This window comes from Streptomyces sp. RG80 (assembly GCF_040446465.1).
GTDB lineage: Bacteria > Actinomycetota > Actinomycetes > Streptomycetales > Streptomycetaceae > Streptomyces.
Genome location: NZ_JBEAAJ010000001.1, coordinates 1,147,246 through 1,170,838 on the forward strand (window position 1 = coordinate 1,147,246; position 23,593 = coordinate 1,170,838).

The following is a 23,593-nucleotide window of genomic DNA, read 5'->3' on the forward strand; positions in this document are numbered from 1 at the left end:
CTCCCCCATGCCAGGTCATCGGAAGGCCGACCGCGGCCGGTTTGATTCCTTCATCGAAGGTTGCGCCACGATAACGATCGATGTGGCCCATATCTGCCAGTTCATCGACGCGTAACACGCAAGGCGCCTTCGTCACGGCGGCGAAACAACGAGGGGCTTCCAACGAAACCGCGCTGCGCCAATCTCATGGCGCATAACCGGCCCACCCCTCAATCCGCTCAGGCTTCGCCCGCACGGGGCCGTACCAACGACGAGGAGACGCCGATGGCACCAGCCATCACGATGGCGGCAGACGTAGAGCTGTCGCCCGCCAACACAGGCTTCATGCTCATCTGTTCCGCCCTGGTGCTGCTCATGACCCCGGGTCTGGCCTTCTTCTACGGAGGCATGGTCAGGGTCAAGAGCACCCTGAACATGCTGATGATGAGCTTCATCAGCATGGGGATCGTCACCATCCTGTGGGTGTTGTACGGCTTCTCCTTCGCCTTCGGCACCGACAAGGGCAGCCTCATCGGCTGGACGTCGGACTTCGTCGGCCTCAGTGGCATCGACAAGGGCGACCTCTGGCTGCCTTACAACATCCCGGTGCTGGCCTTCATGGTCTTCCAGCTGATGTTCGCGATCATCACGCCCGCCCTGATAAGCGGTGCGCTGGCCGACCGTGTGAAGTTCTCCGCCTGGGCGCTGTTCATCGCGCTGTGGGCCACGATCGTCTACTTCCCCGTCGCCCACTGGGTCTGGGGCACCGGCGGCTGGGCCTTCGACATGGGCGTGATCGACTTCGCCGGTGGTACGGCGGTGCACATCAACGCCGGTGCCGCGGCCCTCGGTGTGATCCTCGTGATCGGTAAGCGCGTCGGCTTCAAGAAGGACCCGATGCGCCCGCACAGCCTCCCGCTGGTCATGCTCGGCGCCGGTCTGCTGTGGTTCGGCTGGTTCGGCTTCAACGCCGGTTCGTGGCTCGGCAACGACGACGGCGTCGGCACCCTGATGTTCGTCAACACGCAGGTCGCCACCGCCGCCGCCATGCTGGCCTGGCTCATCTACGAGAAGATCCGCCACGGCGCGTTCACCACGCTGGGCGCCGCCTCCGGCGCGGTCGCGGGCCTCGTCGCCATCACCCCGTCCGGTGGTGCGGTCACCCCGATCGGCGCGATCGCGGTCGGTGCCATCGCCGGTGTCCTGTGCGCCATGGCCGTCGGCCTGAAGTACAAGTTCGGCTACGACGACTCGCTCGACGTCGTCGGTGTCCACCTCGTCGGCGGTATCGCCGGCTCGGTCCTGATCGGCTTCTTCGCCAGCGGCAAGGGCCAGTCCGAGGCGACCGGTGTCTTCTACGGCGACCACAGCTTCACCCAGCTCTGGAAGCAGCTCGCCGGTGTCGGCGGTGTCCTCGCCTACTCCCTGATCGCCTCCGCGATCCTCGCCTTCATCCTCGACAAGACCATCGGTATGCGGGTCACCGAGGACGAAGAGGTCGCCGGTATCGACCAGGCCGAGCACGCCGAGACCGCATACGACTTCAGCGGTGCGGGTGGCGGTGCCGCCAAGGCCGTCGCCGCCCCGGCCGCCGCAGGAGCGAGCAAGAAGGTGGACGCATGAAGCTCATCACCGCAGTCGTCAAGCCGCACCGGCTCGACGAGATCAAGGAAGCCCTCCAGGCCTTCGGAGTGCACGGCCTGACGGTCACCGAGGCGAGCGGTTACGGTCGTCAGCGGGGTCACACCGAGGTCTACCGCGGTGCCGAGTACACCGTCGACCTGGTCCCCAAGATCCGCATCGAGGTCCTCGCCGAGGACGACGACGCCGAGCAGCTGATCGACGTCATCGTCAAGGCCGCCCGCACCGGCAAGATCGGTGACGGCAAGGTCTGGTCCCTGCCGGTCGAGACGGCCGTACGGGTCCGGACCGGCGAGCGCGGACCCGACGCGCTCTGACAGAAGAAGAACAGGAGCTGCTGGGTGTCGAGTACGGACGTGCGTAAAGAAGCAGAAGACTCGGGACCCAGCGGCTATGCGGCGGCCCGGCTGCGTCTCCTCACCGAGGGGGCGCGGTCCGGGCCGCCGCGCCGTTCGGCCCTCTCCGAACTGACGGACGACTGGCTGTCCGGGCTCTTCGACACCGGCGCCGACGGACTGCGCGGGGTCTCCCTGGTCGCCGTCGGCGGCTACGGCCGCGGTGAGCTCTCCCCGCGCAGCGACCTGGACCTGCTCCTGCTGCACGACGGCAGCGACACCGGAGCGGTCGCCGCCCTGGCCGACCGCCTCTGGTACCCGGTCTGGGACCTGGGCCTCGCCCTCGACCACTCCGTGCGCACACCCGCCGAGGCCCGCAAGACGGCCGGAGAGGATCTGAAAGTCCAACTCGGTCTCCTGGACGCCCGCCACCTCGCCGGCGACCTGGGACTGACGGCCGGACTGCGCACCGCCGTCCTCGCCGACTGGCGCAACCAGGCGCCCAAGCGCCTGCCCGAACTCCAGGAACTGTGCGCCGAGCGCGCCGAGCGCCAGGGCGAGCTCCAGTACCTGCTGGAGCCGGACCTGAAGGAGGCCCGCGGCGGTCTCCGGGACGCCACCGCCCTGCGCGCCGTCGCCGCCTCCTGGCTGGCCGACGCCCCGCGCGAAGGACTCGACGACGCCCGGCGCCGCCTCCTCGACGTCCGTGACGCCCTGCACCTGACCACCGGGCGCGCGACGGACCGGCTCGCGCTCCAGGAGCAGGACCAGGTCGCCGCCGAGCTCGGACTCCTCGACGCGGACACCCTGCTGCGGCAGGTGTACGAGGCGGCGCGGGTCATCTCGTACGCCAGTGATGTCACCTGGCGTGAAGTGGGGCGTGTGCTCAGGTCGCGCGCCGTGCGGCCGCGGCTGCGCGCCATGCTGGGCGGCGGCAAGCCGGTCGCCGAGCGCTCGCCGCTGGCCGAGGGCGTGGTCGAGCAGGACGGCGAGGTGGTGCTCGCCCGGGCCGCGCGCCCCGAGCGCGATCCCGTCCTCCCGCTGCGCGCCGCGGCCGCCGCCGCACAGGCCGGGCTCCCGCTCTCCCTGCACGCCGTGCGGCGCATGGCCAACAACGTGCGCCCCCTGCCCACGCCCTGGCCCGCCGAGGCGCGCGAACAGCTCGTGACCCTGCTCGGCTCCGGCCGCCCGACGATCGACGTCTGGGAGGCCCTGGAGGCCGAGGGGCTGATCACCCGGCTGCTGCCGGACTGGGAGCGGGTGCGCTGCCGGCCGCAGCGAAACGCGGTCCACATCTGGACGGTCGACCGGCACCTCATCGAGACCGCGGTGCGCGCCTCGGAGTTCACCCGCCGCGTCCACCGCCCCGACCTCCTCCTGGTCGCCGCGCTGCTGCACGACATCGGCAAGGGCTGGCCCGGCGACCACTCCGTGGCGGGCGAGATCATCGCCAAGGACGTGGCCGCGCGGATCGGCTTCGACCGCGAGGACGTGGCGGTGCTGGCCTCCCTCGTACGGCACCATCTGCTGCTCGTCGACACGGCCACCCGGCGCGATCTGGAGGACCCGGCCACGGTCCGGTCGGTCGCCGACGCGGTCGGCTCGCAGGGGACCCTGGAGCTGCTGCACGCGCTGACCGAGGCGGACGCGCTCGCCACCGGACCGGCCGCCTGGTCGTCCTGGCGGGGCTCGCTCGTCGCCGACCTGGTCAAGCGGGTCGCGGCCGTGCTCGCCGGGGACGAACCCGACGAGCCCGAGGCCGCCGCACCCACCGCCGAGCAGGAGCGGCTCGCCATCGAGGCGGTCGCCACGGGCAGCCCGGTGCTGTCGCTGCGCGCGCAGACCGAGGCGCCGGCCCGCGCCGAGGACCAGCCGCCCGGCGACCCCGAGCCGCTCGGCGTGGAGCTGCTGATCGCCGTACCCGACCAGCCGCGTGTCCTGCCCGCGGTGGCCGGAGTCCTGGCCATGCACCGACTGACGGTCCGCACGGCCGAACTGCGGGCCCTGGACCTGCCGGACGGCGTCGAGGGCTCCGTGCTGCTGCTGAACTGGCGGGTGGCGGCGGAGTACGGCTCGCTGCCGCAGGCCGCCCGGCTCCGCGCCGACCTCGTACGGGCCCTGGACGGCTCCCTGGACATCGCAGGGCGGCTGGCGGAGCGTGACGCGGCCTACCCGCGCAGGCGCGGTGTGGTGCCGCCGGCGGCCCGGGTCTCGGTCCACCCGGCCGCCTCCCGTCTCGCCACGGTCATCGAGGTACGCGCGCAGGACGCCCCCGGGATGCTGTTCCGGATCGGCCGGGCGCTGGAGGACGCACGCGTGCGTGTCCGCAGCGCGCATGTGTCCACGCTCGGCGCCAACGCCGTCGACGCCTTCTATGTCACCGGGCCTGAAGGGGCTCCGCTGCCCAGTGAGGAAGCGGCTTCCGTGGCGCGGAAACTGGAGGAGACCCTGCGAGGTTGAACGGGGATCCCGGTGACGCGTGCCGCCGGGATACCCTGGAGGGCGATTCCCAGCTGCCACCGACCCCGAGGACCGCGAGCGCCGTGTTCGATACTCTCTCCGATCGCCTCTCAGCGACTTTCAAGAACCTGCGCGGCAAAGGACGGCTCTCCGAGGCGGACATCGACGCCACCGCGCGCGAGATCCGCATCGCACTCCTCGAAGCGGACGTGGCCCTGCCCGTCGTGCGGACGTTCATCAAGAACGTCAAGGAGCGCGCGATGGGTGCCGAGGTCTCCAAGGCGCTGAACCCCGCCCAGCAGGTTCTGAAGATCGTCAACGACGAGCTCGTCACGATCCTCGGCGGCGAGACCCGGCGCCTGCGCTTCGCCAAGCAGCCGCCCACCGTGATCATGCTGGCCGGTCTCCAGGGTGCCGGTAAGACCACCCTCGCGGGCAAGCTCGGCCACTGGCTGAAGGGCCAGGGCCACTCGCCGCTGCTCGTCGCCGCCGACCTCCAGCGCCCGAACGCCGTGAACCAGCTCAGCGTGGTCGCCGACCGCGCGGGCGTGGCCGTCTTCGCGCCGGAGCCGGGCAACGGCGTCGGTGACCCGGTCAAGGTCGCCAAGGACTCCATCGAGCACGCCAAGGCGAAGGTCCACGACATCGTCATCGTCGACACCGCGGGTCGCCTCGGTATCGACCAGGACATGATGCGGCAGGCCGCGGACATCCGGGACGCGGTCTCCCCGGACGAGATCCTCTTCGTCGTCGACGCGATGATCGGTCAGGACGCGGTCAACACCGCCGAGGCCTTCCGCGACGGCGTCGGCTTCGACGGCGTGGTGCTCTCCAAGCTCGACGGTGACGCCCGCGGTGGCGCGGCCCTGTCGATCCGGCAGATCACCGGCAAGCCGATCATGTTCGCGTCGAACGGCGAGAAGCTCGACGACTTCGACGCCTTCCACCCTGACCGGATGGCTTCCCGCATCCTCGACATGGGTGACCTGCTCACCCTGATCGAGCAGGCGGAGAAGACGTTCAGCCAGGAAGAGGCCGAGAAGATGGCCTCCAAGCTGGCGTCCAAGAAGGGCCAGGACTTCACCCTGGACGACTTCCTGGCCCAGATGGAGCAGGTCAGGAAGATGGGCAGCATCTCCAAGCTGCTCGGCATGCTGCCCGGCATGGGCCAGATCAAGGACCAGATCAACAACCTCGACGAGCGGGACGTCGACCGCACGGCCGCCATCATCAAGTCGATGACCCCGGCCGAGCGCGCCGACGCCACGATCATCAACGGCTCGCGCCGCGCCCGTATCGCCAAGGGTTCCGGTGTCGAGGTCAGCGCGGTCAAGAACCTCGTCGAGCGGTTCTTCGAGGCCCGCAAGATGATGTCCCGCATGGCCCAGGGCGGCGGGATGCCCGGCATGCCGGGGATGCCGGGCATGGGTGGCGGCGCCGGTCGCACCAAGAAGCAGCCGAAGCAGGCCAAGGGCAAGCAGCGCTCCGGCAACCCGATGAAGCGCAAGCAGCAGGAGGCCGAGGAGGCCGCGCGCAGGGCCGCCGGCGCCCAGGGCGGCAACGCCTTCGGTGTCCCGGGCCAGCAGGCCCCGCAGGACTTCGAGCTGCCGGACGAGTTCAAGAAGTTCATGGGCTGACCCGCATCGCCTGTCGTACGTCCTTGGGGCGCCCTTCTTCGGAGGGGCGCCCTTTGGGTTGGGGCGCCCTTTGGGGCGGGGTGCCGGACGGCTTGGGATGTCCGAGGGCTTGGGGGTGCCTCCAGCGACGTAAGCGCACATGCTCGTGCCGCTTTCCTGTCGTAACGTCCGGATATGACCAACCCTGCGCCGTCGCGGAAGTCTCCCGACCAGCCCTGGCGTACCGAGGGCACCCCGGAGGAGCCGCCGAAGCCGTCGTCGGGCGGGCGCAGGCCGCGCGGGGGCTGGTGGAGCCTGCTCCTCACCGCGCTGATCGTGTTCCTGGCCGCCAACCTCGTGCTGTCCTACTTCAACGACGGCGACGAGCCGACGATCTCGTACACGGAGTTCAGCAAGCAGGTCGACGCCGGCAACGTCACCAAGATCTACGCCAAGGGCGACGCGATCCAGGGCCAGCTAAAGAAGGAGCAGGACGACCCGGACGGCGACGGCAAGTACACCAAGTTCAACACCGAGCGGCCCACCTTCGCCGACGACCAGCTCTGGGACGACCTGACCAAGAACAAGGTCACCGTCACGGCCGAGCCCGTCGTCCAGCACCGCAGCTTTCTGGCCAATCTGCTGATCTCCCTCGCCCCGATGCTGCTCCTGATCGTGCTGTGGATCTTCATCGCGCGGCGGATGCGCGCCGGCATGGGCGGGGCGGGCGGGATGCTGGGCCGCAAGGCGCCGCCGAAACCGGTCGAGCTGGAGTCGGGGGAGCGGCGCACGACCTTCGAGGACGTGGCGGGCATCGACGAGGTCGAGGGCGAGCTCAACGACGTCGTCGACTTCCTCAAGAACCCGGACGCGTACCGGAGGATGGGCGCCAAGATGCCGCGTGGTGTGCTGCTCGCCGGTCCGCCCGGTACCGGCAAGACGCTGCTCGCGCGCGCGGTCGCCGGTGAGGCGGGGGTGCCCTTCTTCTCGGCGTCCGCCTCCGAGTTCATCGAGATGATCGTGGGCGTCGGCGCCTCACGCGTGCGTGAACTGTTCGCGGAGGCCCGCAAGGTGGCCCCGTCCATCATCTTCATCGATGAGATCGACACCATCGGACGCGCGCGTGGCGGCGGTTCCGGCATGGGCGGCCACGACGAGCGCGAACAGACGCTCAACCAGATCCTCACCGAGATGGACGGCTTCTCCGGCTCGGAGGGCGTCATCGTCATCGCGGCGACCAACCGCGCCGACGTCCTGGACCCGGCCCTGACTCGCCCCGGCCGCTTCGACCGGGTCGTCATGGTCTCGCCCCCCGACCGCGGCGGCCGCGAGGCGATCCTGGAGATCCACACCCGCGAGATCCCGCTCGCCACCGGCGTCGACCTGGCCCAGGTCGCCCGTACGACCCCGGGCATGACCGGCGCCGAACTGGCCAACCTCGCCAACGAGGCGGCGCTGCTGGCCGTCAAGCGCAAGCAGGAGGAGGTCACCCAGACCGACCTCTCGGAGGCGCTGGAGAAGGTCCAACTGGGCGCCGAACGGCCGCTGGTGATGCCCGAGGAGGAGCGCCGCCGCACCGCCTACCACGAGAGCGGACACGCCCTGCTCGGCATGCTCCGGCCGGGGGCCGACCCCGTCCGCAAGATCACCATCGTGCCGCGCGGACGTGCCCTCGGCGTCACGCTGTCGACGCCGGACGCGGACCGGTACGCCTACACCGAGGAGTACCTGCGCGGCCGGATCATCGGCGCGCTCGGCGGGATGGCGGCCGAGCAGGTCGTCTACGGCGTGATCACCACCGGTGCGGAGAACGACCTGGAACAGGTCACCAACATCGCGCGCGGGATGGTGGCGCGGTGGGGGATGAGCGAGCGCGTGGGCCGGCTGTCCGCGCTCCCCAACGACGCCCAGCAGGCGTACGGGCTCGCGGCCGCCCCGCAGACCCTCGACGTGATCGACGACGAGATGCGGCGGATCGTCGACGACTGCTACGAGGAGGCCTGCCGCAAACTCCGCGACCACCGGGGCCAGTTGGACGCCCTGGCCCAGGCGCTGCTGGAGAACGAGACGCTGGAGGAGGCGGACGCGTACCGGATCGCGGGGATCACACGGCTGACGAAGGACGACGCCTAGGGTGGCCGCCGGGCCCGTGCGCCGGTGTCAGGGGACGCGCGCGATCAGGTAACGGAACACGTTCGGCATCCACACCGTCCCGTCCCTGCGCTGGTACGGGTGGAGCGCCTCCGTGACCTCCTTGTCGACCTGCGCCTGGTCCGTCGCGGAGATCGCCGCGTCGAACAGGCTGGTGGAGAGCAGGCCGCGCAGGGCGCTGTCCACGTCGGCGTAACCGAAGGGGCACGCCACCCGGCCGGAGCCGTCCGGCTTCAGGCCCGCCCGCTGGGCGACTTCCTCCAGGTCGTCACGCAGGGCCGGGCGCCAACTGCCCGTGCTGCGCAGCGGATCCGCCAGCTTCGTGGCCACCCGCAGCACGGAGGACGTGGCGCAGCGTTCCGGCGGACCCCAGCCGGCCAGCACCACGGGCGCCCCCCGCTCCACGAGCGGCGCGGCGGCGGCGAGCAGCCCGGCGAGCCCCTCCGAGTCACCTGCGAGACACCCGATGGGCTCGAAAGCGGTCACCAGGTTGTACGCGGGCGTCTCCGCGTCGGCCGCGTCCTCTGGGTGACCGTCGATGAGCCGGGTGTCCGCACGCGCACGCGTGCCCCACGCCTCGGGCAGCAACCGCTCCCGCGCGAGGGCCAGTCGCTCGGGGGACGAGGAGTCGACACCGGTGACCGCGGCTCCTCTGCACGCCGCCATCAGCAGGGCGAGCCCGCTGCCGCAGCCGAGGCTCAACAGCCGGGTGCCGGAACCCACTTCGAGTCGCTCGTAGACGGCCTCGTAGAGCGGGACCAGCATCCGCTCCTGGATCTCGGACCAGTCACGCGCGCGTGCACCCAGGTCCACACGGGGCGCGTCTCCCGTGTGAGTCCGGTGCTGCCGCACGAGCGTAGGTGTCATCGAAAGCGCCCCAATCCGCCGAGAGTTACCTCTGTGCCCGTTTGCATGGCCCCCGTGACGTGCGCTCGCACTCCCCCCGTATGCCAGATAACTCCGCACTCGACCGCGCGTCCAGGGTCTGTGGGGCCCGGCTTGCGGGTTCCCCGCGCACGTGGCGAGATTTCACATCCCGGCAACCTGGGCCCGTACGATCACGCCGTGGCGAAGCGGTTCAGGCCAAGGTCCGCGTACGGTGTCTGGTCGGTGGGGCGGGTCGGTCCCGGTCGGCGGCCAGGCGCCCGGTAACGTCGCGGTCGTCGCGTGCGCTGACTGGGGTAGGGCCCTTCCGGTGGGAGAGCGACCGAAACGCCCCTTGCGCATCCGCGGACCTCAGTCGCCCCGGAGTGCGGACACCGTCTACAGGCCGGGGCGTATATCAGACTACGTACCGCCTTGGTATGAGCTGTGAGGCTTCTCCGCAGATCAGCGCACCCGCCCTCGTCAGGACGCATCAGCGGCAACTGACGGGTACGTGCAAATTATTTGGGATGGCCCGGAATAGGAACACACGGGCCCTCACGCTCGTTGTCATTACGTGAGCACGACACAGACACCACCTGTTCTCGCCGCCGAGCTGGCGCAGGCGTGGGCCGACATTCAGCGGTACCACCCCGAGCTGCCGGACCTCGCCGCGCCTGAGTCCCTGATCGGAGAGTCGTCGTCCGCGTGCGGACACGAGCTCTCCTTCGAGCGACTGCTCCATGAGGCAGTCCACGGGATCGCCGCCGCGCGCGGCGTCCGCGACACCTCCCGCGCCGGCCGTTACCACAACCGCAGATTCCTCGCGATCGCCGAGGAGCTGGGCCTGGACCACCCCGAGGAACCGCACCCCAGCAGCGGCTTCTCGCTCGTCACGCTCAACCCCGAGGCCAAGCGCCGCTACCGCCCGACCATCGAGCGGCTGCAGCGCGCCCTGAAGGCCCACACCGCGGCCACCTCCGCCGACACGGCCCGCTCCTTCCGCGGCCCGGCCGCCCGGCACGGCTCCTCCGGCGGTGGCGTACGCGTCAAGGCGGTCTGCGACTGCGGCCGCAACGTGCGCGTCGTCCCGTCGGTACTGGCGCAGGCGCCGATCGTCTGCGGCGGGTGCGGCAAGCCGTTCCGGATTCCCGAGGTCGTCGGGGCGGCGTAGCCGCGGCCGGTGGAGTCCCGGCATCTCGTGGGTGCCGGAACGACGCCCGGGGCACCCTGCCACGCCGGGTGCCCCTCAGGCGTGCCTTCCGCGCGGCCTCGGTCCGACGCGACCCGTGGGGTGTGGCACAATGGCTAGCTGTACTCGACAGCCGCACAGGAACCCTCTCGCCTCCGGCTGACGCGTCCATCGGGCACTCGGGTACCGCAACCCCACGCGGCAATCTCGCCGTGCCCAACCACGTCAAAACCAGGAGAACCCACTCCCGTGGCAGTCAAGATCAAGCTGAAGCGTCTGGGCAAGATCCGTTCGCCTCACTACCGCATCGTCGTCGCCGACTCCCGCACCCGCCGTGACGGCCGTGCGATCGAGGAGATCGGCCTGTACCACCCGGTGCAGAACCCCTCGCGCATCGAGGTCGACACCGAGCGTGCGCAGTACTGGCTGGGTGTCGGCGCGCAGCCGACCGAGCCCGTCCTCGCCATCCTCAAGCTGACCGGCGACTGGCAGAAGTTCAAGGGCCTGCCGGCCCCGGCTCCGCTGCTCGTGGCCGAGCCGAAGGCCGCGCGCCCCGTGTTCGACGCCCTCGGTGGCGACGACGAGGGCAAGGGTGAGGCCATCACCCAGAAGAAGAAGGCTGAGAAGAAGGACGAGGCTGCCGCCGAGTCCGAGTCGACCGAGGCCTGAGCATGCTCGAGGAGGCTCTCGAGCACCTCGTGAAGGGCATCGTCGACAACCCTGACGATGTGCAGGTCGCATCCCGCAACCTGCGCCGCGGGCGAGTGCTGGAGGTCCGGGTCCACCCCGACGACCTCGGCAAGGTGATCGGTCGCAACGGCCGCACCGCACGCGCTCTGCGTACCGTCGTGGGCGCCATCGGCGGCCGCGGTGTCCGCGTCGACCTCGTCGACGTGGACCATGTCCGCTGACGCAACACGCAGCTAACACAGCACCGGCTCGGGCCGGGGAGGGCCATTGGGCCGTCCCCGGCCCGTAGTCGTACGGCCGGTCGTCTGACAGGAGATCTAGAGAAGTGCAGCTGGTAGTAGGTCGTATCGGCCGCGCCCATGGCATCAGGGGCGACGTCACCGTCGAGGTCCGCACCGACGAGCCGGAACTCAGGCTCGCCCCCGGTGCCGTACTGGCCACCGACCCCGCCTCCGTGGGCCCGCTCACCATCGAGACCGGCCGCGTCCACAGCGGGCGCCTGCTCCTGACCTTCGAGGGCGTGAAGGACCGCAACGCCGCCGAGGCCCTCCGCAACACCCTCCTGATCGCCGAGATCGACCCGGAGGAACTGCCGGAGGAGGAGGACGAGTACTACGACCACCAGCTGATGGACCTGGACGTGGTGACCAAGGACGGCGTGGAGGTCGGGCGGATCACCGAGATCTCGCACCTGCCCTCCCAGGACCTGTTCATCGTGGAGCGGCCCGACGGCAGCGAGGTGATGATCCCGTTCGTCCAGGAGATCGTCACGGAGATCGATCTGGAGGAGCAGCGGGCGATCATCGACCCGCCTCCCGGGCTGATCGACGACAACGCCGAGATCGCGTCCGCGCGCGACGCCGAGGTCGCCGAGTCCGCCGACTCCGCCGACTCCGGGGACGAGTCGTAATGCGCCTCGACGTCGTCACGATCTTCCCCGAGTACCTGGAACCCCTGAACGTCTCCCTCGTCGGCAAGGCACGCGCGCGTGGGCAGCTCGACGTCCGGGTGCACGACCTGCGCGAGTGGACGTACGACCGCCACAACACGGTCGACGACACCCCGTACGGCGGCGGTCCCGGCATGGTCATGAAGACCGGCCCCTGGGGAGAGGCGCTGGACTCCGTCCTGGCCGACGGCTACGAGTCCGGCTCCCACACGCCCGCGCTCATCGTGCCCACCCCCAGCGGCCGCCCCTTCACCCAGGAACTCGCCGTGGAGCTCTCCGAGCGCCCCTGGCTGGTCTTCACACCCGCCCGCTACGAGGGCATCGACCGCCGCGTCATCGACGAGTACGCGACCCGGATGCCGGTCTACGAGGTCTCCATCGGCGACTACGTCCTCGCCGGCGGCGAGGCGGCCGTCCTGGTCGTCACGGAGGCCGTGGCACGGCTGCTGCCCGGCGTCCTCGGCAACGCCGAGTCGCACCGGGACGACTCCTTCGCGCCCGGCGCCATGGCGAACCTCCTGGAGGGCCCCGTCTACACCAAGCCGCCCGCCTGGCGTGGCCGGGAGATCCCGGAGGCGCTGCTCAGCGGCCACCACGGCAGGATCGCCCGCTGGCGCCGCGACGAGGCACTCAAGCGCACCACGGCCCACCGTCCCGACCTCATCGAGGGCTGCGACCCCAAGGCCTTCGACAAGAAGGACCGCGAGATGCTCTCCATCCTGGGCTGGGCGCCCGATCCGGCGGGGGAACCGTACGGCCGATTTTGGCGTCGGGTCGACGACGTGGAAGAATAGGCCGCTGTTGTGCGTCGTCCGGCGTGCGCCCCTGCCACAGGGGGACATGACGCCCGCCCCGACACGGACAGCATCCTCCGATACACCTAGTTCCCGCCTGTGACCTGTGGCATGGGTGAAGAAAGCAGACGAAATGTCTCACCTGCTCGACTCCGTCGACAGCGCGTCGCTGCGCAGCGACATCCCGGCCTTCCGCCCGGGTGACACCGTCAACGTCCACGTCCGCGTCATCGAGGGCAACCGCTCCCGTGTGCAGCAGTTCAAGGGCGTAGTCATCCGTCGCCAGGGCGCCGGTGTCCGCGAGACCTTCACGGTCCGCAAGGTCTCCTTCTCCGTCGGCGTCGAGCGCACCTTCCCGGTGCACACCCCGATCGTCGAGAAGATCGAGCTCGTCACCCGCGGTGACGTGCGTCGCGCCAAGCTCTACTACCTGCGTGAGCTGCGTGGTAAGGCCGCGAAGATCAAGGAGAAGCGCGACAACTGATCGCGCGCGGAGTCCCACAGAGGGGCCGGATAGCATCTGGCCCCGATGGACACCGAAGCACAGCCGACGGAGCGCGACCGCTCCTCCAGCCCCTCCGACTCCGAGGAGATCTCGGACACAGGGGGACCGGAGGGACGGTCGCGTTTCGCGTTGGTGTCGCGGATCACCGAATGGGTGCCCGGCGGGCGGATCACCCTGAGCACGCTGCTCTGCCTGCTGTTTTTGCTGCTCCTCAACGCTTTCGTGGTGCAACCCTTCCAGATTCCCAGCGGATCCATGGAAAAGGGATTGAGGATCGGGGACCGCGTTCTCGTAAATAAGTTGGCGTACCGTTTCGGTGCCGAGCCGCGGCGCGGGGATGTAGTGGTGTTCGACGGAACCGGGTATTTCGGGGATGCGGACTACATCAAGCGTGTGGTGGGTGTGGGGGGAGACCACGTGGTCTGCTGTGACAAGGAGGGGAGGATCGAGGTGAACGGCCGGTCGGTCGACGAGTCCGCGTTCCTGTACCCCGGTGACAGTCCGTCCTCGGTCGACTTCGACGTCGTCGTGCCCGACGGCACCCTCTTCGTCCTCGGCGACCACCGCGCTGAGTCCAGCGACTCCCGCGACCATCTCGGCTCGCCCGGCGGCGGCATGATCCCCGTGGGCGAGGTGATCGGCCGCGCCGACTGGATCGTATGGCCGACCGCCCACTGGACCCGTCTGGAGCGTCCGGACGGCTACGCGCGCGTGCCCGCCGCGGAGGGCGCGGATGGGTAACCGTGGCAAACCGCGCGGAGTGCCCGCCAGCGCCGCCGACAACCTGCTGCCCACCGGCGTCCGGCGCGCCGCCAGCCCGGCCGGCGGCCGTACGCGCGCGGAGCGGCGCAAGCTCCAGGCCAAGGTCAAGCGGCGCCGCAGGCGCTCCGCGGTCAAGGAGATACCGCTCCTCGTCGGCGTCGCCGTGCTCATAGCCCTGGTGCTGAAGACCTTCCTCGTGCAGGCCTTCGTGATCCCGTCCGGCTCGATGGAGCAGACGATCCAGATCGGCGACCGGGTGCTGGTCGACAAGCTCACCCCGTGGTTCGGCTCCAAGCCGCAGCGCGGGGACGTCGTGGTCTTCAAGGACCCCGGTGGCTGGTTGCAGGACGAGCAGACCACGACGAAGAAGGAAGACCCCGTCGTCATCAAGCAGATCAAGGAAGGGCTCACCTTCATCGGTCTGCTGCCGTCCGAGAACGAGAAGGACCTCATCAAGCGGGTCGTCGGCGTCGGCGGGGACCGGGTCAAGTGCTGTGACACGCAAGGGCGGGTCACCGTCAACGGCGTCCCGCTCACCGAGGGGGACTACCTCTACCCCGGTAACGCTCCGTCGACCCAGGAGTTCGACATCACCGTCCCCCAGGGGCGGTTGTGGGTGATGGGCGATCACCGGGCCAACTCCGCGGACTCCCGCGCGCATCAGAACACCGACTACGGCGGTACGGTCTCCGAGGACTCGGTGGTGGGACGGGCGCGGGTGATCGCCTGGCCCTTCGGCCACTGGAACAGCCTCGACGAGCCGAAAACATACTCATCCATTACCGACTCGGCCGCCGGGTCGACTGCGGCCCCCCGGCTGTCGCATAGGGTTGCCTCCGACGATCCGAACGGAACGATCCAGCTCCCGAGCCCTGCGGAACTCCCGCTCGTTATGGGAGTAGTGGGCCTGCGCCGTACATGGGGCAGGCGGCGACACAGAGTGAGGAGTTGGCGTGGGGGATGTGGCGGTTGGCGCACGGTCCGGACACGACGGCGAGGAACACCGCGGGCGCCCCGTGGACGCGGCCGACCCGGCCACGGACAGCGCCGTGACCCCCGGGAGTGACTCCGCGTCGGACGAGCGGACGGAGCCCGGGGAGGACGGGCCGGGCGACTCGGCCCCCCAGCAGAAGAAGCAGCGCTCCTTCTGGAAGGAGCTGCCGATCCTCATCGGCATCGCGCTGGTGCTGGCGCTCCTGATCAAGACGTTCCTGGTGCAGGCGTTCTCGATCCCCTCCGACTCGATGCAGAACACCCTTCAGCAGGGTGACCGTGTCCTCGTCGACAAGCTCACCCCGTGGTTCGGCTCCGAGCCCGAGCGCGGTGAGGTCGTCGTCTTCCACGACCCCACCCAGTGGCTGGCCGGCGAGCCGGCCGCCGACCCGAACGCCGTCCAGACGTTCCTCAGCTGGATCGGCCTGATGCCGTCCGCCGAGGAGAAGGACCTCATCAAGCGGGTCATCGGCGTCGGTGGCGACACGGTCGAGTGCAAGGGCACCGGCCCGCTGAAGGTCAACGGCAAGGCGCTGAACGAGGCGTCGTACGTCTACGCGGGCAACACCCCGTGCACCGACGACGACATGGGCGGCCAGTTCAAGGTCAAGGTGCCCGACGGCTTCATCTGGGTCATGGGCGACCACCGTCAGAACTCGCGCGACTCGCGCTACAACCAGGACGACAAGTACCACGGCATGGTCCCGGTCGACGAGGTCGTCGGACGCGCCATCGTCAAGGCCTGGCCGATCAACCGCTGGGGCACGCTGCCGGTCCCGGACACCTTCGACCAGGACGGTCTGAACACCCAGTCGTCCGCCTCCGCCGCCCTGGTGGTGGCCCCGCAGGGTCTCGCGCTGGCTGGCGTGGTGCCGGTCGTGCTGTGGCGCCGCCGGAAGATCGCGCCGGTCGACACGCACTGATCGCGAGGCCCTCGCCGACCCGGTGAAAGCTTTACGAAGCGGGTGACCCAGGTCGCCCGGGAAGGGGCTGACCGGGTCTGGTACCGCCGGGTAGGGTGCGGACCCATGGGTGGCGAGAGCACGACACGTACGGCCCCGCGCAGCGGCGGCACCAACACGGGCCCGGTGGGCGGCCGGACCGGACAGCGACTGTCCGGACTGGCTGTCGCGCTGGGCCTTGTGCTGTTCCTCGGCGGGTTCGTCTGGGGAGCTGTCGTCTACCGGCCGTACACCGTGCCCACCAGTTCGATGGCGCCCACCATCGGCGCCGGCGACCGGGTCCTGGCGCAGCGGGTCGACGGCGGCGAGGTCCGCCGGGGTGACGTCGTCGTCTTCACCGACAAGAACTGGGTGTCCAACGCCCCCGTGGTCAAGCGTGTGGTCGCGGTCGGCGGCGACACCGTCGCCTGCTGCACCGACGGCAAGCTCACGGTCAACGGCAAGCAGATCGACGAACCGTATCTGCCCGAGGGCACCGCGGCCGAGTGGAAGAACATCCCCAGCGTGACGGTCCCCGAGGGGCGGCTGTTCCTCCTCGGCGACGAGCGGCAGGGCTCCCTGGACTCCAGCGCCCACCTGACCGACGCGGCCAGCGGCACGGTCGCGCGCTCCGCGGTGACGGCCCGCGTCGACGCCGTCGTATGGCCGATGAACGGCATGCTGAAGGAGCCGACCGGCTTCGAGAAGCTCGGCGCCCTCTCCTCGCCCGGGCCGCTGCGGCTGATCACCGTCGCGATCGTGGCCGGCGCGGTGCTGGTCCTCGGCGGCGGCGCCTACGGCCCGATCGCGAACGGGCTGGGCAAGCGCCGGTCGCGCCGGTCCGGGGCCCGGACGGAGCCCGTGGGTGCCCGCTGAGGCACCGGCGGACACCTACGAGGGCGGGCTGCGCAAGGTCGCCAGGGTGGTGCTGCTCGACCCGGACGACCGCATCCTCCTGCTGCACGGCCATGAGCCGGACGACCAGACGGACGACTGGTGGTTCACGCCGGGCGGCGGAGTCGAGGGCGCGGAGACTCGTGAAGAGGCCGCTCTGCGGGAACTCGAGGAGGAGACCGGCATCACCGAGGTGGAGCTGGGACCGGTGCTGTGGCGGCGGAGGTGCTCCTTCCCGTTCGCGGGCCGCCGGTGGGACCAGGACGAGTGGTACTACCTGGCCCGTACGACACAGACGGCCGTCCGGGCCGTGGCCCTCACCGAGCTGGAGCGGCGCAGCGTCGCCGGAGCGCGCTGGTGGACGTGTCAGGAACTGAGCCGGGCACATGAGACGGTGTATCCGACCAGACTCGCCGGGCTGCTGCGCAGGCTGCTCGACGAAGGCCCCCCGGCCGGGCCCGTGACCCTTGACCCCGAAATCGTCTAGGGGCTGACGGGACTGGCGCACAATGGTGGGACCGCACGGCTGAAGGGGAACATGCCATGAGCGCCGAGGACCTCGAGAAGTACGAGACCGAGATGGAGCTGAAGCTCTATCGGGAGTACCGCGATGTCGTCGGTCTGTTCAAGTACGTGATCGAGACCGAGAGGCGCTTCTATCTCACCAATGACTACGAGATGCAGGTGCACTCGGTCCAGGGCGAGGTCTTCTTCGAGGTGTCGATGGCGGACGCGTGGGTCTGGGACATGTACCGGCCGGCGCGTTTCGTGAAGCAGGTGCGGGTGCTGACGTTCAAGGACGTGAACATCGAGGAGCTCAACAAGAGTGATCTGGAGCTTCCCGGCAGCTGACGTCGCCCTGGCGGGGTGACGGAGTTGTCCACAACCGCCGAGTAGCCCACCAAGATCAACTTGGTGGGCCGCTTCGCGTGACGGTTGGTGCCGGAGGTGGTGCCGACATGAACGCACGAAGTGCACTCGGCAGGTACGGCGAGATGCTGGCCGCACGGCGGCTGGCGGAGGCCGGGATGACGGTCCTGGAGCGCAACTGGCGCTGTGGCAGGACGGGTGAGATCGACATCGTGGCGCGGGACGGGGACGTCCTGGTCGTCTGCGAGGTCAAGACCCGGCGGACGGGTGCCTTCGAGCATCCGATGGCCGCGGTGACCCCCGAGAAGGCGGAGCGGCTGCGGGGCCTCGCCGCGTGCTGGATCCACGCCCACGGAGGAGCGCCACCGGGCGGCGTCCGCATCGACCTGGTGGGCGTCGTCCTGCCGAGCCGCGGCGCACCCGTCGTCGAGCACGCGCGGGGGGTGGCCTGAGATGGGGTTCGCTCGTACGTGCTCGGTGGCGCTGGTGGGCGTCGAAGGTGTGGTGGTCGAGGTCCAGGCGGACCTGGAGCCCGGGGTGGCGGCGTTCACGCTGGTCGGGCTGCCGGACAAGAGTCTGACGGAGAGCAAGGACCGGGTTCGGGCGGCGGTGGTCAACTCGGGTGCGCCGTGGCCGCAGAAGAAGCTGACGGTGGGGCTCAGCCCGGCGTCCGTGCCGAAGAGTGGCAGCGGATTCGATCTTGCCGTGGCCGCAGCGGTCCTCGGCGCGGCCGAGCGGATCGACCCTCGGGTACTCGCCGACATCGTGATGATCGGAGAGCTGGGCCTGGACGGGCGGGTCAGGCCGGTTCGCGGCATCCTCCCCGCCGTGCTCGCGGCGGCGGACGCAGGGTACGAGCAGGTGGTCGTGCCTGAGTGCGCCGTGCCGGAGGCGTCGTTGGTGCCCGGGGTCTCGGTGCTGGGGGTACGCAGCCTGCGTCAGCTCATCGCGGTCCTCACCGACGAGCCCGTGCCCGAAGAGGAACCCGTCTCCGGGGACATCCGCCCCGATCCCTTCCTGGCCGGGCTGGCACTGCCCGGCACCGGGCTCGGGACGGGTGCTGTCTCCAGTGAGCGCCCGCCGGATCTGGCAGATGTGGCGGGGCAGCCTGTGGCCAGGGCGGCCCTGGAAGTGGCCGCCGCGGGGCGGCACCACGTCTTCTTCAAGGGGCCGCCGGGAGCCGGCAAGACGATGCTCGCCGAGCGGCTGCCGGGGCTGCTGCCCGAACTGAGCCGACAGGAGTCGCTGGAGGTCACCGCGGTCCACTCGGTGGCCGGGATGCTGCCACCGGGACATCCGCTCGTCGAAAGGTCCCCATACTGCGCACCCCACCATTCGGCGACCATGGCCTCGCTGGTCGGTGGCGGCAACGGGCTGCCACGGCCGGGCGCGGTGTCCCTGGCTCACCACGGGGTGCTCTTCCTCGACGAGGCCGCGGAGTTCCACAGCAGTGTCCTGGACTCGCTTCGGCAGCCGCTCGAGTCCGGCCACGTCGTGGTCGCCCGTGCCGCCGGCATGCTGCGGATGCCGGCGAGGTTCCTCATGGTCCTGGCGGCCAATCCGTGCCCCTGCGGTCGGCACGGCCGGGGGGACGACATCTGTGAGTGCAGGCCGTCGTCGATCAAGAGGTACCGGGCTCGACTGTCGGGTCCTTTGATGGACAGGGTGGATCTGCGTGTCACTGTCGAACCGGTCGCCCGGGCCGAACTGCTCCGGCTGCACTCCGGTGCCGAGACGACAGCCACGGTGGCCGTACGCGTCAGGGCTGCCCGGGAGCGCGCGGTCAAGCGCTATGAAGGAACCCCGTGGCGCACCAACAGCGAGGTGCCGGGCCATGAGCTGCGCACCCGGTGGCACGTCCAGCCCGGCGCGCTCCGCAAGGCCGAGGACGACCTCGACCGAGGGCTTCTGACGGCACGGGGTCTGGACCGGGTACTCCGGGTCGCCTGGACGGTGGCCGATCTGGGCGGCCGCGACCGGCCCTCGGCCAACGACGTGAACTGGGCTCTCGAACTACGTACCGGCATTCGGCGTGGCGCGATCCTGGAAGGGGCCGGCAGGTGACGCACGACGAACTGCTCGACCGCGTCTTCCTCACCCGTGTCATCGAGCCCGGCGACGAGGTCGCCGGGCGGTGGGTGCGGGAGTTCGGGGTGGGGGAGGTGGCCCGGCGGGTGCGGGAGGGGCGGGAGGTGTCGTTGCCCGGGGTGACCGGGAAGCGGTGGGGTGGGCTGGTGGCTCGGGGGAGGGTGGCCGAGCCGGCCACCGATCTGCGGGTCGCCCAGGCGTCCGGGGTGCGGTTCGTGTGCCCCGGGGACGCGGAATGGCCAGGTCAGCTCGACGACCTCGGGGACGCGCGGCCACTGGGGCTGTGGGTGCGCGGGGCGCCCAGTCTGCGGATGTGGGCGCTCCGGTCGGTCGCCGTGGTCGGCGCCCGCGCCTGCACCGAGTACGGCGCCCATATGGCGGCCACCCTCGCCGGCGAGCTCGCCGAGCGGGGCTGGGTCGTCGTGTCCGGCGGAGCCTACGGCGTCGACGGGGCCGCACACCGTGGTGCCCTCGGCACCGGTGGGGCCACCGTCGCCGTGCTGGCCTGCGGGGTGGACCGGCCCTACCCGCGAGGCCACACCGAGTTGATCACCAGGATCGCCGAACAGGGGCTGGTGATCGGGGAGTTGCCGCCCGGTGATCATCCGACGCCGAGCAGGTTCGTGCTGCGGAACCGGGTGATCGCCGCGCTCACCCGGGGGACCGTGGTCGTCGAGGCCGCCCATCGGAGCGGCTCGCTGGTCACGGCGAGGGCGGCGCAGCGGCTGGGGCGGCACACGATGGGGGTGCCCGGGCCCGCGACCAGCGCACTCTCCGCCGGAGTGCACGAACTGCTGCGCGGGGACGCGGTGCTCGTCACCGACGCCGAGGAAGTCGTCGAGCTGGTCGGTGACATGGGCGAGCTGGCCCCGGACCGGCGGGGGCCCGTCCTGCCGCGCGATCTGCTCGCGCCGGACGCCCGGCGGGTCCTGGCCGCGCTGCCGGCACGCGGCGCGGCGACCACGGCCGAGATCGGGCGCGGTGCGCAGACGACGGAGGACGACGCGATCGCGAGACTGTACGAACTCCGAGCACTTGGTTACGTCGAACGACACGGCGACGGCTGGAAGTTGACACGCCAGGCGATGATCTCCGTCCGAACCGGTCGGAGTCGATGTTGACCGAGCGTGTTCGGCCGTCCGGGGGAACCCCGACAGCCTTGGGATTTCCCGTAGTTGGCCACGGCGCATGATCACACAGAGCTACCGCCGTGACTCGGTGGAGCGGTCAGAGGAACGTATCTGCGCACGCCGCCCGCCTCGCCCTTCGCGCACCGCGACACTCCAGTCACGCTACGCTCACGTGGATTCCGGCACAGACCGGCACCTGGACATCGAACTCGACATCAGACAGACAGCTCACCCAGGCACACCCACTTCACGGCAGAACGGCACAAGGCGACGAATGCCCCAGCACACCTCCGGGTCCGACCGGGCGGCGATCCCCCCAGCCGCCCGCGACGGTAGCGTGCGGCCGCCCGCTCCCTCGACGCTCGACGAACTGTGGCGTTCGTACAAGGCGACGGGCGACGAGCGGCTGCGGGAGCAGCTGATCCTGCACTACTCGCCGCTGGTGAAGTACGTGGCGGGCCGGGTGAGCGTGGGTCTGCCGCCCAACGTGGAGCAGGCCGACTTCGTCTCCTCCGGGGTCTTCGGGCTCATCGACGCGATCGAGAAGTTCGACATCGACCGGGAGATCAAGTTCGAGACGTACGCGATCACGCGGATCCGGGGCGCGATGATCGACGAGCTCCGGGCGCTGGACTGGATCCCGCGCTCGGTGCGCCAGAAGGCGCGCAACGTCGAGCGGGCGTACGCGACGCTGGAGGCGCGGCTGCGCCGGACGCCCAGTGAGGGTGAGGTCGCCACCGAGATGGGGATCGCGGTGGACGATCTCCACGCGGTCTTCAGCCAGTTGTCGCTGGCCAACGTGGTGGCGCTGGAGGAACTGCTGCACGTCGGGGGTGAGGGCGGCGACCGGCTGAGCCTGATGGACACGCTGGAGGACACCGCCGCCGACAACCCGGTCGAGGTGGCCGAGGACAGGGAGCTGCGGCGGTTCTTGGCGCGGGCCATCAACACCTTGCCCGAGCGGGAGAAGACCGTGGTCACGCTGTACTACTACGAGGGCCTCACGCTCGCCGAGATCGGCAACGTACTCGGTGTGACCGAGAGCCGGGTGAGCCAGATCCACACCAAGTCGGTGCTGCAATTGCGGGCGAAACTGGCCGGGTTCGGTCGGTGACCTGGCTGGATGACCGTTCGTCGGCGCGAGTGTCTCCCGCCCGGCGTGGTGCGTCCGTAAAGTGGACGACGTGCCAAGGATTCGAGCGGCCTCCGTGGCCGAGCACCGGTCGATGCAGCGAGCCGCCCTGCTGGACGCGGCCCGGTCTCTGCTGTCCGAGGGCGGGACGGACGCGCTGACGTTCCCGGCCCTCGCCGAGCGGACGGGGCTGGCGCGGTCGTCCGTGTACGAGTACTTCCGGTCGCGGGCCGCGGTGGTCGAGGAGCTGTGCGAGGTCGACTTCCCCGTCTGGGCCGCGGAGGTGTCGGCGGCGATGGCCGCGGCGGAGGGGCCCGAGGCCAAGGTCGAGGCGTATGTGCGTCAGCAGCTGGGCCTGGTCGGGGACCGGCGGCATCGGGCTGTCGTGGCCATCTCCGCGAGCGAGCTGGACGCCGGGGCCCGGGAGAAGATCCGGGCCGCGCACGGCGGGCTGGTGGCGATGATCGTCGAGGCGCTCGCGGAGATGGGGCACTCGGAGCCCCGGCTCGCCGCGATGTTGCTCCAGGGCGTGGTGGACGCGGCTGTGCGGCGGATCGAGCTGGGGGCCGCGGAGGAGCCCACGGCGATTGTCGACGCCGCGGTGACCATGGCTCTGCGGGGCGTTCGCGGCTGACACCGGTCGCTGCCGCCGAGGGAGCCGGGGAGCCGGAACCGGGGAGCTGGGGGTCGGGGGAGCCGGGGGAGCTGAGGCAAGGGAGTGCTTGCCCGGCGTCGGCCGGGGCTCGCCCTCCTCCGGGTCGGGAGCCGGCGCAGCCGTTACAGCTACCCGCACCCACCGTGGAGTCTCGCCCCCGGCCAAGGCCGAGGGACGCCCCGGCGAGGGCAGTGGCCCGCCCCCGGCTACGGCAGCGGTACGCCCAGTACCGGCAGCAGTCTCGACGGGCCCCTGTGCAGCAGCCACGGGGGTAGCAGTGACAGTGGGTCCAGATAGGTCTCGCCTTTTCGCAGGCCCCAGTGCACGCACGTAGCCGTGCAGTGAGAGCCCGTGGCCTCCACCGTGCCGATCACCTCGCCCGCCGTCACCTCGGCGCCCTTCTCCACCGTCGCCGACACCGGTTCGTACGTCGTACGCAGGGCCGTGCCGGTCAGGTCCACCGAGAGCACGCCCTTGCCCGCCACCCGCCCCGCGAAGGCGATGCGGCCCGCCGCCACCGCTCGTACAGGTGTACCCGGCGCGGCCGCGAGGTCCACGCCCCGGTGGCCGCGGCTGTACGCCGTCGCCGGGGGTTCCCAGCCTCGTAGGACCGAGGGGCGCAGCCCCACCGGCCAGCTGCGGCCGATGGCCGGAACCGACGGGTTCGGGGAGGCCGGCGCAGGTGGGGCCGGGTCGCTCGACACCGGGCCGGAGGTCAGGAGAATCAGCGCCAGACCCAGCAGCAACCCCAGGCCCGCCCTGCTCGCACATAGCATCGCTCGCATGCCGCAACCCTGGCCGAAACCCCGTGATCATGGCCGGGACCTGTGGACCGTTCCCCGGTTGTGGACAGCGGCGTCACCCGGTGCCCCGCGGGTCCCGTACACTTCTTCTGGCGATCCGGGTCACCGGGTCGACTTCGCACGCCCCGACACGGCGGCCGGCAACGGCC

At 70.5% G+C, this 23,593-nt stretch carries 24 protein-coding genes; 22 read left to right on the forward strand and 2 right to left on the reverse strand.

Annotated features, from left to right (window positions below; translation table 11 throughout):
* Positions 1–264: 264 nt before the first annotated feature.
* The 5 genes from ABKA17_RS05275 (at position 265) to ftsH (ending at position 8,164) form a co-directional block, all read left to right on the forward strand.
* The gene (locus ABKA17_RS05275; RefSeq protein WP_353690626.1) at positions 265–1,602 is read left to right on the forward strand and encodes an ammonium transporter; all 1,338 of its coding nucleotides are present in this window, start codon (positions 265–267) and stop codon (positions 1,600–1,602) included.
* Complete coding sequence (locus ABKA17_RS05280) at positions 1,599–1,937, forward strand: P-II family nitrogen regulator (RefSeq protein ID WP_003997576.1); 339 nt, start codon at positions 1,599–1,601, stop codon at positions 1,935–1,937. Before ABKA17_RS05275 ends, ABKA17_RS05280 begins: the two co-directional genes overlap by 4 nt.
* Positions 1,938–1,961: 24 nt before the next feature.
* Complete coding sequence (locus tag ABKA17_RS05285; RefSeq protein WP_353690627.1) at positions 1,962–4,415, forward strand: [protein-PII] uridylyltransferase; 2,454 nt, start codon at positions 1,962–1,964, stop codon at positions 4,413–4,415.
* 83 nt (positions 4,416–4,498) lie between these two features.
* Positions 4,499–6,052 carry a signal recognition particle protein gene (gene ffh / locus ABKA17_RS05290; RefSeq protein WP_353690628.1) on the forward strand — a complete coding sequence of 518 codons (1,554 nt, stop codon included), beginning with the start codon at positions 4,499–4,501 and terminating at the stop codon, positions 6,050–6,052.
* A gap of 174 nt (positions 6,053–6,226) precedes the next feature.
* Positions 6,227–8,164, forward strand: a complete 1,938-nt coding sequence (gene ftsH, locus ABKA17_RS05295; protein ID WP_353690629.1) for an ATP-dependent zinc metalloprotease FtsH — start codon at positions 6,227–6,229, stop codon at positions 8,162–8,164.
* A 27-nt stretch (positions 8,165–8,191) separates the two neighbouring features.
* Here the strand turns inward: ftsH and ABKA17_RS05300 are convergent, their stop codons facing one another.
* Positions 8,192–9,049 (reverse strand): SAM-dependent methyltransferase, encoded by an 858-nt coding sequence (locus tag ABKA17_RS05300; protein WP_353690630.1) that lies wholly within the window; start codon positions 9,047–9,049, stop codon positions 8,192–8,194.
* 574 nt (positions 9,050–9,623) lie between these two features.
* Here ABKA17_RS05300 and ABKA17_RS05305 point away from each other — a divergent pair.
* From ABKA17_RS05305 to ABKA17_RS05385, 17 genes are all read left to right on the forward strand, one after another.
* The gene (locus ABKA17_RS05305) at positions 9,624–10,220 is read left to right on the forward strand and encodes a hypothetical protein (protein ID WP_055517136.1); all 597 of its coding nucleotides are present in this window, start codon (positions 9,624–9,626) and stop codon (positions 10,218–10,220) included.
* Between the two features lie 267 nt (positions 10,221–10,487).
* Entirely contained in the window at positions 10,488–10,907 is a 420-nt protein-coding gene (gene rpsP, locus ABKA17_RS05310) for a 30S ribosomal protein S16 (protein WP_020138753.1), read from the forward strand.
* A 2-nt stretch (positions 10,908–10,909) separates the two neighbouring features.
* Complete coding sequence (locus ABKA17_RS05315) at positions 10,910–11,149, forward strand: RNA-binding protein (RefSeq protein ID WP_003973401.1); 240 nt, start codon at positions 10,910–10,912, stop codon at positions 11,147–11,149.
* Between the two features lie 104 nt (positions 11,150–11,253).
* Positions 11,254–11,838, forward strand: a complete 585-nt coding sequence (gene rimM, locus ABKA17_RS05320; RefSeq protein ID WP_353690631.1) for a ribosome maturation factor RimM — start codon at positions 11,254–11,256, stop codon at positions 11,836–11,838.
* A complete protein-coding gene (gene trmD, locus ABKA17_RS05325) occupies positions 11,838–12,671 on the forward strand; it encodes a tRNA (guanosine(37)-N1)-methyltransferase TrmD (RefSeq protein ID WP_353690632.1) in 834 nt (277 codons plus the stop codon). Before rimM ends, trmD begins: the two co-directional genes overlap by 1 nt.
* 133 nt (positions 12,672–12,804) lie before the next feature.
* Entirely contained in the window at positions 12,805–13,155 is a 351-nt protein-coding gene (rplS, locus tag ABKA17_RS05330) for a 50S ribosomal protein L19 (protein WP_013000407.1), read from the forward strand.
* 45 nt (positions 13,156–13,200) lie between these two features.
* Complete coding sequence (lepB, locus tag ABKA17_RS05335) at positions 13,201–13,917, forward strand: signal peptidase I (RefSeq protein ID WP_353690633.1); 717 nt, start codon at positions 13,201–13,203, stop codon at positions 13,915–13,917.
* Complete coding sequence (lepB, locus tag ABKA17_RS05340) at positions 13,910–15,004, forward strand: signal peptidase I (protein WP_353690634.1); 1,095 nt, start codon at positions 13,910–13,912, stop codon at positions 15,002–15,004. Before lepB (ABKA17_RS05335) ends, lepB (ABKA17_RS05340) begins: the two co-directional genes overlap by 8 nt.
* Positions 14,892–15,854, forward strand: coding sequence for a signal peptidase I (gene lepB, locus ABKA17_RS05345; RefSeq protein ID WP_353690635.1), 963 nt, complete (start codon positions 14,892–14,894; stop codon positions 15,852–15,854). The genes lepB (ABKA17_RS05340) and lepB (ABKA17_RS05345) overlap by 113 nt, the downstream gene beginning before the upstream one ends.
* Positions 15,855–15,959: 105 nt before the next feature.
* Positions 15,960–16,748: a signal peptidase I gene (lepB, locus tag ABKA17_RS05350; protein ID WP_353690636.1), complete on the forward strand. Its 789-nt coding sequence runs from the start codon at positions 15,960–15,962 to the stop codon at positions 16,746–16,748.
* Positions 16,738–17,253, forward strand: coding sequence for an NUDIX hydrolase (locus tag ABKA17_RS05355; RefSeq protein ID WP_353690637.1), 516 nt, complete (start codon positions 16,738–16,740; stop codon positions 17,251–17,253). Before lepB (ABKA17_RS05350) ends, ABKA17_RS05355 begins: the two co-directional genes overlap by 11 nt.
* A 56-nt stretch (positions 17,254–17,309) precedes the next feature.
* Positions 17,310–17,618: a DUF2469 domain-containing protein gene (locus ABKA17_RS05360; RefSeq protein WP_005311352.1), complete on the forward strand. Its 309-nt coding sequence runs from the start codon at positions 17,310–17,312 to the stop codon at positions 17,616–17,618.
* 107 nt (positions 17,619–17,725) lie between these two features.
* Positions 17,726–18,088, forward strand: coding sequence for a YraN family protein (locus ABKA17_RS05365; RefSeq protein WP_353690638.1), 363 nt, complete (start codon positions 17,726–17,728; stop codon positions 18,086–18,088).
* A 1-nt stretch (position 18,089) separates the two neighbouring features.
* Entirely contained in the window at positions 18,090–19,700 is a 1,611-nt protein-coding gene (locus ABKA17_RS05370; protein ID WP_353690639.1) for a YifB family Mg chelatase-like AAA ATPase, read from the forward strand.
* A complete protein-coding gene (gene dprA, locus ABKA17_RS05375) occupies positions 19,697–20,845 on the forward strand; it encodes a DNA-processing protein DprA (protein ID WP_353690640.1) in 1,149 nt (382 codons plus the stop codon). Before ABKA17_RS05370 ends, dprA begins: the two co-directional genes overlap by 4 nt.
* A gap of 283 nt (positions 20,846–21,128) precedes the next feature.
* The gene (gene whiG / locus ABKA17_RS05380; RefSeq protein WP_353690641.1) at positions 21,129–21,968 is read left to right on the forward strand and encodes an RNA polymerase sigma factor WhiG; all 840 of its coding nucleotides are present in this window, start codon (positions 21,129–21,131) and stop codon (positions 21,966–21,968) included.
* A 94-nt stretch (positions 21,969–22,062) separates the two neighbouring features.
* Positions 22,063–22,620 carry a TetR/AcrR family transcriptional regulator gene (locus ABKA17_RS05385; protein ID WP_353690776.1) on the forward strand — a complete coding sequence of 186 codons (558 nt, stop codon included), beginning with the start codon at positions 22,063–22,065 and terminating at the stop codon, positions 22,618–22,620.
* 227 nt (positions 22,621–22,847) lie between these two features.
* Here ABKA17_RS05385 and ABKA17_RS05390 read toward each other — a convergent pair whose 3' ends face one another.
* Positions 22,848–23,426, reverse strand: a complete 579-nt coding sequence (locus tag ABKA17_RS05390; RefSeq protein ID WP_353690642.1) for a murein hydrolase activator EnvC family protein — start codon at positions 23,424–23,426, stop codon at positions 22,848–22,850.
* Positions 23,427–23,593 lie beyond the last annotated feature (167 nt).

Excerpts from the sequence above, each read along its gene's own strand:
- ABKA17_RS05365 (WP_353690638.1), top strand. The coding sequence starts at position 17,726 with ATGAACGCACGAAGTGCACTCGGCAGGTACGGCGAGATGCTGGCCGCA.
- whiG (WP_353690641.1), top strand. The coding sequence starts at position 21,129 with ATGCCCCAGCACACCTCCGGGTCCGACCGGGCGGCGATCCCCCCAGCC.
- ABKA17_RS05390 (WP_353690642.1), bottom strand. The coding sequence starts at position 23,426 with ATGCGAGCGATGCTATGTGCGAGCAGGGCGGGCCTGGGGTTGCTGCTG.
- ABKA17_RS05280 (WP_003997576.1), top strand. The coding sequence starts at position 1,599 with ATGAAGCTCATCACCGCAGTCGTCAAGCCGCACCGGCTCGACGAGATC.
- trmD (WP_353690632.1), top strand. The coding sequence starts at position 11,838 with ATGCGCCTCGACGTCGTCACGATCTTCCCCGAGTACCTGGAACCCCTG.
- ABKA17_RS05360 (WP_005311352.1), top strand. The coding sequence starts at position 17,310 with ATGAGCGCCGAGGACCTCGAGAAGTACGAGACCGAGATGGAGCTGAAG.
- lepB (WP_353690636.1), top strand. The coding sequence starts at position 15,960 with ATGGGTGGCGAGAGCACGACACGTACGGCCCCGCGCAGCGGCGGCACC.
- ftsH (WP_353690629.1), top strand. The coding sequence starts at position 6,227 with ATGACCAACCCTGCGCCGTCGCGGAAGTCTCCCGACCAGCCCTGGCGT.
- ABKA17_RS05315 (WP_003973401.1), top strand. The coding sequence starts at position 10,910 with ATGCTCGAGGAGGCTCTCGAGCACCTCGTGAAGGGCATCGTCGACAAC.
- ABKA17_RS05300 (WP_353690630.1), bottom strand. The coding sequence starts at position 9,049 with ATGACACCTACGCTCGTGCGGCAGCACCGGACTCACACGGGAGACGCG.
- lepB (WP_353690633.1), top strand. The coding sequence starts at position 13,201 with ATGGACACCGAAGCACAGCCGACGGAGCGCGACCGCTCCTCCAGCCCC.
- ABKA17_RS05370 (WP_353690639.1), top strand. The coding sequence starts at position 18,090 with ATGGGGTTCGCTCGTACGTGCTCGGTGGCGCTGGTGGGCGTCGAAGGT.
- lepB (WP_353690634.1), top strand. The coding sequence starts at position 13,910 with ATGGGTAACCGTGGCAAACCGCGCGGAGTGCCCGCCAGCGCCGCCGAC.
- rplS (WP_013000407.1), top strand. The coding sequence starts at position 12,805 with ATGTCTCACCTGCTCGACTCCGTCGACAGCGCGTCGCTGCGCAGCGAC.
- ABKA17_RS05275 (WP_353690626.1), top strand. The coding sequence starts at position 265 with ATGGCACCAGCCATCACGATGGCGGCAGACGTAGAGCTGTCGCCCGCC.